The 15,661-nt window shown below is 57.3% G+C and carries 10 protein-coding genes; 6 read left to right on the forward strand and 4 right to left on the reverse strand.

The window, feature by feature from the left end:
- The first annotated feature begins 56 nt into the window (after window positions 1-56).
- The 5 genes from ACR0EO_RS13175 (at window position 57) to ACR0EO_RS13195 (ending at window position 6,938) form a co-directional block, all read left to right on the forward strand.
- The gene (locus ACR0EO_RS13175) at window positions 57-938 is read left to right on the forward strand and encodes a LysR family transcriptional regulator (RefSeq protein ID WP_480690606.1); all 882 of its coding nucleotides are present in this window, start codon (window positions 57-59) and stop codon (window positions 936-938) included.
- Window positions 939-1,026: 88 nt separating this feature from the next.
- The gene (locus tag ACR0EO_RS13180; protein ID WP_480690608.1) at window positions 1,027-2,730 is read left to right on the forward strand and encodes an NAD(P)H-dependent oxidoreductase subunit E; all 1,704 of its coding nucleotides are present in this window, start codon (window positions 1,027-1,029) and stop codon (window positions 2,728-2,730) included.
- Between the two features lie 14 nt (window positions 2,731-2,744).
- Window positions 2,745-5,531: a formate dehydrogenase subunit alpha gene (gene fdhF, locus ACR0EO_RS13185; RefSeq protein WP_480690610.1), complete on the forward strand. Its 2,787-nt coding sequence runs from the start codon at window positions 2,745-2,747 to the stop codon at window positions 5,529-5,531.
- A 110-nt stretch (window positions 5,532-5,641) separates the two neighbouring features.
- Window positions 5,642-6,433: a cyclase family protein gene (locus ACR0EO_RS13190; protein WP_480690612.1), complete on the forward strand. Its 792-nt coding sequence runs from the start codon at window positions 5,642-5,644 to the stop codon at window positions 6,431-6,433.
- Window positions 6,426-6,938: a thioesterase family protein gene (locus ACR0EO_RS13195; protein ID WP_480690613.1), complete on the forward strand. Its 513-nt coding sequence runs from the start codon at window positions 6,426-6,428 to the stop codon at window positions 6,936-6,938. The genes ACR0EO_RS13190 and ACR0EO_RS13195 overlap by 8 nt, the downstream gene beginning before the upstream one ends.
- Before the next feature lie 6 nt (window positions 6,939-6,944).
- Here ACR0EO_RS13195 and ACR0EO_RS13200 read toward each other — a convergent pair whose 3' ends face one another.
- The 3 genes from ACR0EO_RS13200 to ACR0EO_RS13210 form a co-directional block, all read right to left on the reverse strand.
- A complete protein-coding gene (locus ACR0EO_RS13200; protein ID WP_480690615.1) occupies window positions 6,945-10,934 on the reverse strand; it encodes a translocation/assembly module TamB domain-containing protein in 3,990 nt (1,329 codons plus the stop codon).
- An 86-nt stretch (window positions 10,935-11,020) separates the two neighbouring features.
- Window positions 11,021-12,826, reverse strand: coding sequence for an autotransporter assembly complex protein TamA (locus ACR0EO_RS13205; RefSeq protein ID WP_480690617.1), 1,806 nt, complete (start codon window positions 12,824-12,826; stop codon window positions 11,021-11,023).
- Window positions 12,827-12,984: 158 nt separating this feature from the next.
- Window positions 12,985-14,208 (reverse strand): urate hydroxylase PuuD, encoded by a 1,224-nt coding sequence (locus ACR0EO_RS13210; protein WP_480690619.1) that lies wholly within the window; start codon window positions 14,206-14,208, stop codon window positions 12,985-12,987.
- 96 nt (window positions 14,209-14,304) lie between these two features.
- Between ACR0EO_RS13210 and ACR0EO_RS13215 the strand changes: the two genes are divergently transcribed.
- Window positions 14,305-15,219, forward strand: a complete 915-nt coding sequence (locus ACR0EO_RS13215) for a LysR family transcriptional regulator (RefSeq protein WP_480690620.1) — start codon at window positions 14,305-14,307, stop codon at window positions 15,217-15,219.
- Between the two features lie 4 nt (window positions 15,220-15,223).
- On the opposite strand, the gene uraH is transcribed toward ACR0EO_RS13215, so the two are convergent.
- Entirely contained in the window at window positions 15,224-15,580 is a 357-nt protein-coding gene (gene uraH / locus ACR0EO_RS13220) for a hydroxyisourate hydrolase (protein WP_480690622.1), read from the reverse strand.
- Window positions 15,581-15,661 lie beyond the last annotated feature (81 nt).

Raw genomic sequence — 15,661 nt, forward strand, 5'->3', positions numbered from 1 at the left:
CTTTCCCTGCGGGATGAGCGGGTTATCCTACCTCATCCCAACCCCCGAGGCCCCAAGTGATAGAAATCCGCGATCTGCAACTGCTCAACGCTTTGGCGCGGCATCGGCACTTTGCCAAGGCGGCCGAGGAATGTGGAATTTCTCAGCCCGCGTTTTCAATGCGTATCCGCAACCTTGAGGATCGGCTGGGGGTTTCGATCGTGCGCCGGGCGAACCGGTTTCAAGGATTGACCGAAGAAGGCGAGATGATCGTCCAGCGGGCGCGCCGGATTCTCGACGATGCCAAGGCGTTGGAGCAGCAGGTTCAGGCGGCCAAGGGTGAGATCACTGGTACGCTGATGTTGGGCGTGATCCCGACGGCTATTGCTTTTACCGGACGGCTTACAAAACGCCTAAGGCAAGCGCATCCACGCATCGTAACCCGGATTGAGACCATGTCTGCCTCGGCTATTCAGCATCGGCTGGATGAAGGTAGTCTGGATGCGGGCGTGACCTATGGCGACAGCATCGGCACCGATTTGCGTCATGTTCAGTCACTTTATGAAGAAACATATGTGTTGCTGGCGCCGACACATATGACCGAGGAAACCGGGCCGATCCCTTGGGCTAAGGTCGCTGAGTTCCCGCTGAGTCTCCTTGCGCCGCAAATGCAAAATCGTCGCATTCTTGAACGCATTTTCTCGGATCAAGGCCTGCACCCGAATGTTGTTGCAGAAACCAGCGGATTCACCGCCTCGATGGTCATGGCGCGCGAGGGGCTGGCAGCCACAGTTGTCCCGCGTGTCCTTGTCCGTGCGCTGGGCGAATTGAAGGGCACAAAGGTGCTGCCTCTGGTCGATCCTGTTGTCAGCAAACCGATTTGTTTGGCGACCCTGACCAGAGACCCGGAATTACCGACGGTTGAGGCCCTGCGGGCAGTGGTCACCTCATTGCGGTGATAAGGTGTCGTTATCGTGCGATTGGATTTGGCGATTTGACGATATGCTACTCTGATGAGAGACACACGACTCTCGAACGGAGGAAAGCATGGCACCCTTGGATACCAAGCCATCCGACGCGGATAAGGGCGTTTGGAAGTCAGGTAAAGGCAAAGGGCGACACACACCAAAGGGTCGCCAGTTCACAGATGAGGCACAGGCGGAGATCACCCGTCTGTTGGGGGATCGCCCCCGTCGCCGCGATTTGTTGATCGAATTTCTGCATTTGATTCAGGATACGCACGGCCATATCAGCGCTGACCACATCGCTGCGCTGGCGGTTGAGATGCGTATCGGTCAGGCCGAAATCTATGAGACCGCGACCTTTTATGCCCATTTCGATGTGGTGAAAGAGGGCGAGACGCCTCCTCCGGCGTTGACGATCCGTGTCTGTGATTCTCTGTCCTGCGAAATGGCCGGCGCCCAGCAGCTGCAAAAGGCGCTGGAAGATGGTTTGGACCCAGCTGAGGTTCGTGTTGTTCGCGCCCCCTGCATGGGCCGCTGTGACACCGCTCCTGTTTTGGAAATCGGTCACAACCATATCGACCATGCGACCCCCGAAAAGGTTCAGGCGGCAATTGCTGCCGATGACACCCATGCGCACCTGCCTGACTATGAAGCCTTCGCGGCCTATGAGGCCAATGGCGGTTATGCCAAGCTGAAAGAGCTGCGCGACGGCGGCGATTGGGAAAAGGTGCAGGAAGACGTGCTGTCCTCGGGCCTGCGTGGTCTGGGTGGCGCTGGTTTCCCCTCTGGCAAGAAATGGGGCTTTGTTCGAATGAACGAAGGTACCCGCTATCTGGCCGTGAACGGGGACGAGGGTGAGCCCGGTACGTTTAAAGACCGCTACTACCTTGAGCGTACTCCGCACGTTTTCCTCGAAGGCATGTTGATTGCCGCTTGGGCGGTCGAGGCCGAGACCTGCTTTATCTACATGCGCGACGAATACCCTGCAGTTCTTGAGATTCTGCGCCGTGAAATCGCTGCGCTGGAACAGGCCGGGATCGTCGAAGAAGGTTACATCGATCTGCGTCGGGGTGCTGGCGCCTACATCTGCGGTGAAGAATCCGCGATGATCGAGTCGATCGAAGGCAAGAAGGGCCTGCCGCGCCACCGTCCTCCGTTCGTGGCGCAGGTCGGAGTCTTCAACCGTCCGACCTTGGTGCACAATGTTGAGACGCTGTATTGGGTTACGAAGGTCTGCCGCGAGGGACCTGAATGCCTCAACAGCACTGAAAAGAACGGTCGCAAGGGTCTCCGCAGCTACTCGATCTCGGGTCGTGTCGCGAAGCCGGGCGTCTATCTGCTGCCCGCCGGTTCGACCATTCTGGACGTGATCGAAGCGGCTGGTGGCATGGCTGAGGGCCAGACATTTAAAGCCTATCAGCCGGGCGGCCCGTCCTCGGGTCTGCTGCCAGCGTCGATGGATGACATCCCGTTGGACTTCGACACGCTGCAACCGCATGGCACTTTCATCGGCTCTGCCGCTGTGGTGGTTCTGTCTGATCAGGACACGGCCCGCGATGCTGCGCTGAACATGCTGCGCTTTTTCGAAGATGAAAGCTGCGGCCAATGTACGCCGTGCCGGGCTGGCTGCGAAAAGGCGGTCAAGTTGATGCAGGCCGAGAAGTGGGACACAGATCTGCTGGAAGATCTGTGCCAGGTCATGGGCGACGCATCGATCTGCGGTCTGGGGCAGGCAGCTCCGAACCCGATCCGCCTTGTCATGAAACACTTCGCTGACGAAATCTGAGGGGAGACAGAGCCATGCTTGATGCAAGCCCAAACAAGACCGTCACCTTCAACCTGAACGGCGAAGATGTCACCGTGCCCGAAGGCTGGACCATCTGGGAAGCCGCGAAGGGGCAGGGGTTCACCATCCCTCACCTGTGCCACAAGCCGCAGCCGGGTTACCGCCCAGACGGCAACTGCCGCGCCTGTATGGTTGAGGTGGAAGGCGAGCGTACTCTGGTCGCTTCGTGCATCCGCCCCGCAGCCGACGGTATGGTCGTCAAGACCGACAGTGACCGTGCCGAGAAATCGCGCGCCATGGTCATGGAGCTGCTGGTTGCCGACCAGCCCGAAGAGGCGCACGACACGTCGAGCCACTTCTGGGATATGGCTAAGCTGAACGATGTCAGCGACAGCCGCTTCCCGGCGAAAGAGGCCGAGAAGATCCCGCTGTTGGATGACAGCCACGTTGCGATGCGCGTCAATCTGGACGCCTGCATCAACTGCAACCTCTGCGTCCGTGCCTGCCGCGAAGTGCAGGTGAATGACGTGATCGGCATGGCCGGTCGTGGTCATACCGCGCAGGTGGTGTTCGACCAGAACGACCCGATGGGCGATTCAACCTGTGTGGCCTGTGGTGAATGTGTTCAGGCTTGCCCAACTGGCGCGCTGATGCCTGCGACCGTGCTGGATGACCAGCAGAAGGGTGACAGCAAGGACTACGACAGCGAAACCGAAAGCGTCTGCCCGTTCTGCGGTGTGGGCTGCAAAGTCTCGCTGAAGGTTAAGGACGGCAAGGTCAAATACGTCGAGGGCATCAACGGCCCCGCAAACGAAGGTCGTCTGTGCGTCAAAGGTCGCTTTGGTTTTGACTACATCCACCATCCGCACCGTCTGACCAAACCTCTGATCCGTCGTGAGGACGCTCCGGCCAAAGGCCTGAACGTTGATCCAGGAAATCTGGACACCCACTTCCGCGAAGCGACGTGGGAAGAGGCGATGGATCTGGCCGCGACCAAGTTGATGGCCCTGCGCGAAGAAGACCCGCGCAGCGTTGCGGGCTTTGGTTCGGCCAAATGCACCAACGAAGAAGCGTACCTGTTCCAGAAGTTCATCCGTCAGGGCTTCCGTCACAACAACGTCGACCATTGCACCCGTTTGTGCCACGCGTCGTCCGTTGCTGCTCTGATCGAGAACGTCGGATCGGGCGCTGTGACAGCGACCTTCAACGAGATTGAAAACGCGGATGTAGCGATCATCATCGGGTCGAACCCGATCGAGAACCACCCGGTTGCGGCGACCTACTTCAAGCAGTTCGCTAAGCGTGGCGGCAAGCTGATCGTAATGGATCCGCGCGGCGTTGGCATGCGCAAGTTTGCGGATGAAATGCTGCAGTTCCGTCCGGGTGCGGATGTCTCGATGCTCAACGCGATCATGAATGTGATCGTCGAAGAAGAGCTGTACGACAGTCAGTATATCCACCGCTGGACCGAGAACTGGGAAGCTGAGAAAGAGCACCTGCGACAGTTCACGCCTGAGGCGATGTCGCCGATCTGCGGCATCGAGCCGGATCAGCTACGCCGTGTCGCACGCACCTTTGCGCAAGCCAAGGCCGGTCTGATCTTCTGGGGTATGGGCGTCAGCCAGCACATCCACGGCACCGATAACTCGCGCTGCCTGATCTCGCTGGCTCTGATGACCGGAAACGTTGGTAAACCCGGCGCGGGTCTGCACCCGCTTCGGGGTCAGAACAACGTGCAAGGTGCATCCGACGCGGGTCTGATCCCGATGTTCCTGCCTGACTATCAGACCGTGACGGATGATGACATTCGCGCCAAATTCAACAACGTTTGGAATGACGAACGCGACTTCTCGAACGAGAAGGGTTTGACGGTGACCGAGATCATCGATCAGGCGTACGCAGGTAACATCAAGGGGATGTATATTCAGGGTGAAAACCCTGCCATGTCCGACCCCGATGTTGGCCACGCACGCGACGCTCTGGCAAAGCTCGAGCTGATGATCGTGCAGGACATCTTCCTGACCGAAACGGCGAACTATGCTGACATCATTCTACCTGCCTCGGCGCTCTATGAGAAGAACGGCACCGTGTCGAACACCAACCGTCAGGTACAGCGTGTGCGTCCGGCCGTGACACCTCCGGGTGAGGCGCGTGAGGATTGGAAGATCACCGTCGAGCTGGCGCAGCGGATCGGTCTGAACTGGGATTACACCGATGTGTCCCAAGTCTTTGCCGAGATGAAGTTGACGATGAACTCGCTCAACAACATCACGTGGGAGCGTCTGGAGACCGAGACCATCACCTATCCGTCGCTGTCCGAGACAGACCCGGGTCAGGCGATTGTGTTCGGCGACGGCTTCCCGCGTGCGGACGGTCGGGCTCGGTTCACCCCGGCCAGTGTCATTCCGCCGGATGAAGCACCGGATGATGAATATCCGATGATCGCCACTACCGGCCGTCAGCTGGAGCATTGGCACACTGGCTCGATGACCCGGCGGTCCAACGTTCTGGATGCGGTTGAGCCCGAGGCCAACTGCTCGATGAACCCGCGCACGCTCAAGCTGATGGGCATTGAGCCGGGCGAGATGATCCGTCTGACCACCCGTCGTGGCTCGATCGAGATTATGGTTCGCGCCGATCGTGCGATTGCCGAAGACATGGTGTTCATCCCGTTTGCCTATGTTGAGGCGGCGGCGAACATCCTGACCAACTCGGCCATCGACCCATACGGTAAAATCCCCGAGTTCAAGTTCTCGGCCATTCGTGTCGAAAAGATCGAAGACGCCATCGCGGCGGAATAAGTCAAACACTCACAAAGCTTGAAGGGCGGCCTCAGGGCCGCCTTTTTCTTTCCTTGACAGCGGTTTACTTGCGGCCAACCTTGTCTCCGTCCTTGATGGAGGAGATGCCCATGGTGCGCCGTTTCGTCGATTTGTCCGTCCCGCTGGAAACCGGGATTATTTCGGACCCGCCGATCATGCTGCCTGAGATTGAGTATTTCACGCACGACCAGACCGCCGGACAGGTCATGGATTTTTTCCCCGGGCTGCAAAAGGAAGACCTTCCTGGTGGAGAAGGCTGGGCCATTGAGCGGCTCAAGATCGCGACGCACAACGGAACCCATCTGGATGCGCCTTATCACCACCACTCGACGATGAACAAAGGCGAACGGGCGATCACCATTGATGAGGTTCCGCTGGAATGGTGCATGAACCCCGGCGTTAAGCTGGACTTTCGACATTTTGAAGATGGTTATGTCGTAACCGCAGCTGATGTGGCTGCTGAGCTTAAACGTATCGGCCACGACCTGCAGCCTCTGGATATTGTGATCGTAAACACCGCCGCAGGTACGCGTTACGGGCAACCTGACTATCTAATGAAAGGGTGCGGTATGGGGCGCGAGGCGACCTTGTATCTGACCGAGCGCGGTGTACGTGTGACCGGCACAGATGCCTGGAGCTGGGATGCCCCGTTTCCCCTTACAGCTCAGGAATATGCTGACACGAAAGACCCATCGATCATTTGGGAAGGGCACCGTGCATCAATTGATATCGGATATTGCCATATAGAAAAGTTGACCAACCTGGAAGATTTGCCACCCAGCGGATTCGAAATCTCGTGCTTCCCCTTCAAGATCAAAGGCGCATCCGCGGGCTTTGTCCGCGCCGTTGCGATTTTTGAAGAGGATGAAACCAATGTTTGATCCTCTGAGTGGTCATGATGGCCCGTATGACGCACCAGTTGAAATCCGGGGTTTTTCCGTGCTGCCAGAGTGGGTTGACTACAATGGGCATATGAATGTGGGTTTCTACGGCGTAGCTTTTGATATGGCGCTGGAAAAGTTGATGGTCGATCATCTGGGGCTGGGTGAGATGCAGGTCAAAGCGTTAGGGCAAGGGCCGTACATCTTGCAGTCTCATATGAACTTTCTGCGTGAAGTGCAGCCGGACGAGCGGTTCTATTTCCGCTTTCAGATGTTGGACGCAGATCAAAAACGCGGCCACTATTTCGCGCAGATGCTGTCAGAGAAAGACGATCAGTTATGCGCCACTCAGGAAGCGCTGTTTATGAACGTCCGCCATACCTCAGGTCGGTCCGAAGCCTATCCGGAATGGGCGGCGCTAAGACTGGCCCGTATGGTTAAAGATCACGCAGGTCTGGGTGTTGCGAGGCAGGTTGGGCAACCAATTGGCATCCGCCGGAAATAATACGTCTTAGTAATCGCGCTCGAAAAAGACACCCATACCAGTCTCACCGCGACCGTCGACAGTGCCGCGAACGGTGAAACTATCGGTGACGTCCAGATTCAAGTTCACCTCAGTGTCGCCCTCGGTATTTACCGTGAAATCGGTATACAGATTGTCGCTTAGATAGGCGCCTGCACCTAGCCGACCTGCTCCGCCCTCGGTGGCGCCGATATCCAGTGTGTCAACGCCGGTCGACTCCCTGAGGCCTTTGGTTGCATCTCCTCCTGCACCGCTGAGCTGCGCCAGGGACGCGGCCATTTGCGCGATGACAAACGGCGAGAGTTCAGAGAAACGGTTGCCGAACAAAAGCATGGCCAATGCTTCCTCGGCGGGGCGTTCCGGATCTGAAAAGACGTTAACCTCGGGGGCATCCAACGGCCCGGCAATTTCAATAGTTGCCGTCCCATCCGATGTGCTGGAGGACGACTCGAACTCGATATACGGCGTCAGGTCTCCTTGAAGGGTGACGATGCCCTTGGTCAGCGCAAGCCTGCGGCCCAGAATGTCAAAGTTACCGCGGATCAGTTCGATTTGGCCGGATGGAACAACCGAAGTGGTGGTGCCGCCGATGAATAACCGTCCGCCCAGCTCGGCGTTCACACCCCGCCCACGTACAAAGACGGCCTTGGGTGCAAGCAAGCTAATGTCCAGAGCAATACGAGAGTCACTCTGGCCGGCGTCTTCTTCCACAACCAAGCGCGCCCGTTCACGCGTCAGGTAGCCAGCTGGGCTTTCACCGATATGCTGGATATCAGGGATCGGTGCGGCGCCAACTGCGCCAGCAGCAGCAGCGAGGTTGATATTGGTTTCGTCAAAAGTGATCTGACCCGCAATCGAACTGTTGCCTGCCAGCGCGCCGGTCATGGCGATCTGGCCGTTCAGAATGGTCTCGAACAACAACTTGTCAGTCAGGACCAGGCTGTTGAGTGTAGTGGTGATGTTTGCGTTGAATGGCGGTGTCAGGTCCACAGGTCCTGCGACGGTAAAGCTACCGCCTGCGCGCATACCACCGTTCATCGAGATTGTTGCTCGGCTCTGCGCCAGCTCGACGGACCCACTGATCCCGGTGATCGTTTGACCAATGTCTGGAAGCGCCATCGATGTGCCCGACGTGGTGATCGAACCGTTAAGGGACTCGAGGGCAGGTTTCCCCTTTAGGGTCAGGTTATAGCGAGCAGTACCTTCGATCTGATTGGGCGAGATAAACAGGTTCGCGATGCCGATATTGACCCCACCGGTTGCTTTCAGGTCGGCCTCACCAGTGGACTCGTCGAACGTACCCGCCACGTCACCGCTGATTTGGGCGGGTCCGTTGGCCTTGGCGTCAATCGTCCAAACACCATTGCTGCGTTTGGCATTCCCCGTGGCTGCCACAGTTCCGGGAAACTCGGGAGCAAAGCGTTCGATCCGGTTAAGTTTGGCGTCAAAGTCCAAGTCGGCTGAGCCATCCGTATCGACTTGGCCCTTTAGTGACGCGTAAGAGCTGTCCGGACCACGCAGGTTGGCGGTACCCTCTACCCCCGACGAGGTCGGTGCTACGTTGCCGTCCAGGGTCAGTGGCCCCGAGAGAGTATTGATGATCCGGCCCATGTCGTCCAGACGGACGGAGTAGTTCAATCCGCCCGCGCCGCGGTTCACTTTTCCCGAAGCGTTCGCCGTAAGAGCGGTTCCTTTCAGTTTAAAGTTCCGCACATCCAAACCTTCGTCGCCGTTTTCGGCATCTACGGTCAAGGTTGTGCGCCCTTGGATCAGCTTGTCGACCATGTCGATGCCGGTCTGAATATCCGAGGCATCCACGTCGCCCTGAACGTCGAACATACGGCTAGCGAGGTCACCGTTGCCTTGTACATTAGCTGAAATTGATCCGTTCAAGTCCCGACCGGCGAGGCCCGAAAACAGCGAAAGGTTGGGCGCATTCAAGCTGGCATTGCCATCGACGGAAAGGTCTCCGGTCGGGTCAGTCACTGTTGCTGCCACCTGTGCAGTCAGCGCGGTTCCGTTCACTGTTGCTTTGCGGATGTCGATTTGGTCGGCCGTGCGCGCGCCGTCCCATGTTATAGACGTTTTGCCTGTCAGCAGGGGATCTATGTCAGACATTCCGGTTTTGATGTCTTGTCCAATCACGCTGGCGGTTCCATCGAACTCCAACGTCTGGACCGTCCCTGTTCCCTTCAATTCCGCCTGTACCGCGCCACCAAGGTCGCGCTTGGCCAAACCTGAAAACACCGACAGGTCCGGTGCGTTGACGCTGGCTTGCCCAGCAATGGTAAAATTACCGTCGGGCGTAGTGACTTCACCATTGGCTTTAGCCTGAGCAGCTTCACTGTTCAGATCGAATTCGCGAATGTTGATCCCGTCAGACCCTCGGCTCCCGTCTAGGGTAATGATTGTTTCGCCTTTGATCACAGGGTCGATGTCGTCGCGCCCGGTGACAAGGTCGTATCCTTCAACCACCAGTTTGCCGTCAAAACTGCCTTCCAGCGGAGAGCCTTTGCCCTCCACCCGGGCCTTGGCTGTTCCGCCCAGGTCCATCTTGGCCAACTCAGAAAAGCGTGAAAGATCAGATGCCTCTAACGTGGCCGAGCCATCAACCGTCAGGCCGCTGTTCAAACCGGCGATTAAAGCATCTAATGAAAGTGTATAGTCGGTTCCCACGAGCTCGAACCCGGAAAGGTTCAGCGATTGATCGCTGCCATAGTCAAACTGACCATCCAAAGTTACGCGCTGCCCCAAAGCAGTGTTCAAAGCCGGATCGTTCAGGTCGATTCCGTCGACGATAGTCTGAAGGTCGCCTTGTACAGTGACCGTATCACCTTGTTCCAGCGTTCCCTGCGCCGTGATCCGAGCCCTGTCCAAATTGGCTTGCGGGGACTGGAAATCGTTCGCTGTAAGGCTCAGATCCCAAAGATTGCCGTTCTTTTGATCGAACAGGGCAGAAATCTGCGCTGCCGCAATTGAGGTTTCACCACCTGCAACCGGCAGAACTACGGCTTGTCCCTCGGGCGGTGTGATACGCCCTTGCAGTGCGGCCAGTTGCAGGGATCCACCTTCGGCCAGCTGCAACTCACCTTTTACGTTCAAAGCCTGCGTTGACAGCTCGAGTTCGGAAATATCCAGAGCGCCTTTGGGCTTGGTCTGGCCATTCACAAGAAGGGTGGTTTGGGGGCCAAAGAAGGGATCCAAATCTTCGGCCATAAACGGCGTCAGGTCGCCGCCCAGATCAGCCGTAAAGACGATCCCGTCGGCCGCGCCACTTTCGGCAGCTTGTAAACTCACCTTCCCGGTCACGCGGGGTTGCTTGTCGCTGCTGAGTACGATGTCTGCCGTGAAATCCGTCAACGGCCCCGAACCCTGCGCCGAAAGGCCGAGCGGAGGGCTATCCGGGATTTTCAAGGCCGTCGAAATCAATCCACCTTCGGCTTCATTGACCTGCAGGTTCAGGTTGATCTCGCGCGATGAGTTTTGGAACCCGGCTTCCAAAGTGATTTTGTCACCAGACCGGTCCAAGCGGGTCACGTCGAGATTGGTGTCCAGTGTGCCGTCGGCAAGCGATAAGTTTCCGTTTACCGACAGGTCGGCGGGGACCCCGATCAGAGGTTCGCCGAGTGACAGCTCGTCTATCCTGATCTCGCCAATCTCGATAGAAACCGGCAATTCAGGCAGTTGGAATGGTTGCGTTTCAACCGAAGCTGGCGGTGCCTCTTTGGTGGTCGTACCAGGCGCACGGGCAATGTCGATTTCCTGAGCGGTCAGGGAATTGACCGAAAATCTGCCGCGGATCAGGGCAAGGCGATTCCAGTCCAGCACGGCGTCTTTGATGGTCAGCCACACCCCTTCGTCATCCGAGATTGTAATCTCTTCGATCGTGGCGCGTGCGCTAAGCGCACCCTGCAGGCCTGTGACGGTAACGTTCTGATCGTCGCCTGACAGAGTGTCCTGCAGAAACCTTTCCAGCATACTTCCATCGCCGTCCTCCTGCCCGAAAACGGGTGGGGCGGTCAAAATCACCGCTGTGGTAAGAACGGGATATGAAATGCGCCGTATCAAAATGCCTGTCCGATCCCGATATAGAATTGCAGACCGCTGCCTGTTTCACCTTGAACCGGTAGGGCTAGATCAACGCGCAGGGGGCCAAAGCCGCCCAGATCGTACCTGATGCCAAGTCCGGCGCCCGAGTGGAACTCCGCGTCACTGCCGATAAAGGATGACGTATCTACGGTACCGAAATCATAAAACCCGACAAGTGAAATTGTGTCGGTCACTTTTCCTCGGACCTCGCCGGACAGCCCAAGGAAGGACTTGCCCCCCGCGACGCCGCCGTTGACCGGGATGCCGAGGCTTTCATACGGTTGCCCGCGTACGGTTCCAGCGCCGCCTGAGAAGAATAGGAAGTCAGGCGTCACGCCGCTGGCAGACGGTCCGATCACAGACCCCAACTGGGCACGCCCTGCGAGCACAAGCCGTCCTCCGGTATTCAAACTGGTATACACGCGCCCATCGAAAAACAGCCGAATGCCGTTTTGTGTGCCAGACAGCCCGGCAAAGGGCATGGCTTGCGAATCCAGATAAAAACCGCGCGTTGCGCTAACCTTGCTGTCACGCTGATCCCATTCTGATCGGAAGGGGATGATAAAATAGCGGAACTTGCGACCACTGCCGTAAGCATCGTCGGCATCAGACCACTGAAATCCGGCCGAAGCTTCTGCATAAAGCCGGTCTGAGAAAGTGCGTCTTGCACCGTAGGCCAGTGACGCAACTGTCACGTTGTAGTTTTCAGTGTTGCGCCTCTCCAGCAAGGCGCTCCAGAACGTGTTGTCATCCGGGCCAAGCCGATCTGGTTGATCCAAACGCAAGCCAATACGACCGTCGAGATCCTCGGTCCCACCGATGTTGCGCAGTGCGGCCTCGAACCGCAATCTCTCTGCGCGGCGGAACACATTTCGATGTGTCCAGGTCGCAGTCACATCCAAGCCCGCATTTGAAGCGAGCTCTACCCCAAAAGTCAGACGGCGTTTCGGCAAGTCTTCGAAATATGCGTCAAAATCCAGAGTTCCGTCTGGATTAGGTGTGTCTCTTTCTTCGATGGCCACCACGTTGAAGGTGCCCGTGCGACGCAGCCTTGTTCCGACCTTTTGAATTTTCTCAGGCGAATACACCTCGCCGGAAGGGAAGCCTGCGATTTTTTCGATCGATCTGTGGCGTACTTCTGTATCACCTGAGATGATCATTTTGCCAAAAGTCAGACGCGGACCAGGAGCCAGATCGACTTCGGCGTCCAACTTTCTTTGTGGGTGGCGGGCGATGACCTTTTGACCTGCGACCCCGGCCTTTGCGTGACCGGCATCGCGCCAACCCTGAACTCCGGCTGAAGCGGCCTGCTGTATCGCTCCTGTTGTGGCCAGTTTACCCGGAGCGAATTCCTCGGGCAGTACGGTCTGCGGGGCAACAGGTTCAACAATGGCCGTACCAAAGGTAAAAGTCGGGCCGGTGTTGACGGTGATGACCGCACGATTGATCTTTGCAGGAACGCTGAGCGAACTCATGTCAGCGGCTTCCTGACCGTCGAGCTTGATGCTGACAACCGGGCTGAAATACCCCTCGTCATAGAGAATTTGAACGATGGTGCGGTAATCGGAAAGGGCGGCGGACAGGACTTCAAGGGATGTGTCCAACCCTCGTTCGTCGGCAGTTGTGACCGACGAGGTTTCTTCAATGCGATCGACCAGCGCCTCGGGCGCTCCGGGTACTGACAAGGTGGTTTCCAACGCAGCCAGCGACGTTGGCAAAACGGTAACAAACACGCCGAGAAGGCAGTATTTAACAAAGGCCTGTGGCCTGCTTCCCTGCATCGAGTGGCTCCAACTGCCCCAAGTCGAAATCGATTTCGCCATCTTTTGGATTGCGACGGCTGATTACATTCACTTTAGAGCATCACATGCGATACAGGGAAAGGGATTATCGAAAGAGGTGTCGAATTAACCGACTGTGTGCCCGACTGGCCCCTGTTTCAGGACCCGGCGTTGCGGAACCAACGGATGATCGCGTCGCGATCTTCGGGTTCCATGTATGTCACATTGGCTGGCGGCATGGCGTGGCTGACGCCCGCCTGCAGATAGATTTGCTTGGCGTTTCGGGCAATGTCACCCTCGGTTTCAAGCAAGACACCCTTGGGTGCCCATAGGATACCCTCCCAAACCGGCTCGCGCGCGTGGCACATCGAGCAACGCCCCATGACAATGTCATGCGCTTCTTCGAAGCCGTCTGCTGACGCGAATTTCTGTTCATAAGGCGTCAGCGGCAGGGCCTCTGCCTCTTCTACTGGTTTGTACATCGGGGCCGTGGACAGCCACATGATGGCAATAAACAGCAGAGCCGTCGCGAGCCACGTCCAAGTGGGGTTTCCTGCGCGTGCGTGGCGGGTGTTGAAGTAATGCCGGATCGTAACGCCCATCAGGAAAACGAGTGCTGCAATGATCCAGTTGTACTCTGTGGCGAAAGCCAGCGGGTAGTGGTTCGACAGCATCAGGAACACGACGGGCAGAGTCAGATAGTTGTTGTGGGTAGACCGCAGCTTGGCGATCTTGCCGTACTTCGGGTCCGGTGTGCGGCCGTTCTTGAGGTCGTCCACTACGATCCGCTGGTTCGGCATGATGATGAAGAACACGTTTGCTGTCATGATCGTTGCGGTGAAAGCACCCAGATGCAGCATCATCGCGCGGCCGGTGAAAATCTGGTTATAGCCCCAGCCCATTGCTACCAGTAGGACAAACAACAGGACCATCAGCAGGGTCGGGCGCTCGCCCAGACCGGATTTGCAGAGGAAGTCATAGACCAGCCAGCCAACGGTCAGCGACGCAGCCGAAATCAGAATGCCCTGCCACAGCGCCAGATCGGCTTTTTCTGCGTCGATAAGGTAAAGCTCGCCGCCGACCCAATAGATGATCATCAATAGGCCCGCGCCGCTGAGCCAGGTCGCATAGCTTTCCCATTTGAACCACGTCAGGTGATCCGGCATCCGTTCCGGCGCAACCAGATATTTCTGGATGTGGTAGAAACCACCGCCGTGCACTTGCCATTCCTCGCCATCCGCCGGGCCGGGGATGTCGCGGTTCAGGCCGAGGTCCAGCGCAATGAAATAAAATGATGATCCGATCCAGGCGATCGCAGTGATGACGTGCAGCCAGCGCACGGCAAAAGCCATCCAATCCCAGAACACGGCGAATTCGAACATGAGAGCTTTCTCCGATAGGTTGCCGCCACACTAGGCAAACGGGCTTTTCTTCGGTATTCCCGTATATTGTCAAACTGTATCAAAAAAAACGAAAAGATGTCCTACCTCGACAACATACGAACCTTCGTCAGGGTTTATGACTTGGGCAGCATGTCCGCTGCTGGGCGCGACCTGAGGATTTCGCCTGCGGTGACTTCGGCGCGCATTTCGCAGCTGGAAGATCATCTGAGCGTCCGCCTGTTTCAGCGGACCACAAGGAACCTCACTCCGACCGAGCAAGGCCGCGCGTTTTATCCGGGTGCTGTTGCAGTTCTGGACGCGGTGGATGAAGCCGAAGCGCAGGTTGTGCATCTGACCGAAGCACCGCGTGGTTCGCTGTTTGTCGCGGCTCCATTGGGCGTTGGGCGGCGGTTGCTTGCCCCGCATGTGCCTGATTTTCTGTCAGAATATCCTGAAATTGATGTGCGATTACGACTGACGGACCGGTCAGTGGACCTGACGACCGAAGGGTTGGATCTGGCGTTTTTCATCGGTCAGCCAGAGGACAGCACCTTGCGCATTCGAAAAATCGCAGATTGCCAACGCGTACTCTGCGCGGCACCGGATTACGTTAAGCGCAAAGGGATGCCGCAAAAGGGTGCGGACCTGATTGCGGACAAACACGAATGTCTCAATCTGCGTTTTCCTGGCGCGACCGAGTTTCAGTGGATGTTGGAAACTTCTGATGGCCCGAAACGTTTCGCCGTGTCTGGGCGCTTTGAATGTGATGACGGCGACGTGCTGACAGATTGGGCGCTTTCGGGGCAGGGCATTGCCATGAAACCGGTGTTTGAGGTGGCTGAGCATTTGAAATCGGGCCGTCTGGTGCCGGTGGCGCAGGAAACGCCGCCGGTATCCGTTCAGATGGCCTGCCTGTATACGCACCGCCGCCATCAAGACCCAAAGGCGCGCCTGTTCATGGATTTCATGATTGAGCGGATGGGCAAAGTGGTGCGACAGGCCGAAACCTGACGCGTCAGCTGCCGCGGTATGTTGAATAACCGTATGGCGACAGCAGTAGGGGCACGTGGTAATGGGCCTCGGGGTCGGACATGCCGAAACGGATCGGAACTTGATCCAGAAACAAAGGTTCATCCCCATCCTGACCGGTCGCGCGCAGATAATCTCCGGCAAAAAAGACCAGCTCGTAGGATCCGGTTTCGAATTCGTCCTGCGGCAGGATCGGGCTGTTGGTGCGCCCGTCGGCGTTGGTTTCCATCTCGGCCAGCTTTTGGTGAGAGTTTCCGGACACCCGGTAGAGTGCAATCTTTAGACCTTCTGCGGGGCAACCGCGCGCCGTGTCCAGAACATGAGTTGTCAGATAGCCTGCCACCGGTTTCTCCTTTTGATGTGCCAAATTTGGTTTGTCACAGTCTGGCGCAAAGTTCAAAACAGTGGAAATGCCGAAAGAACC

Source organism: Ruegeria sp. BE9 (assembly GCF_056538765.1).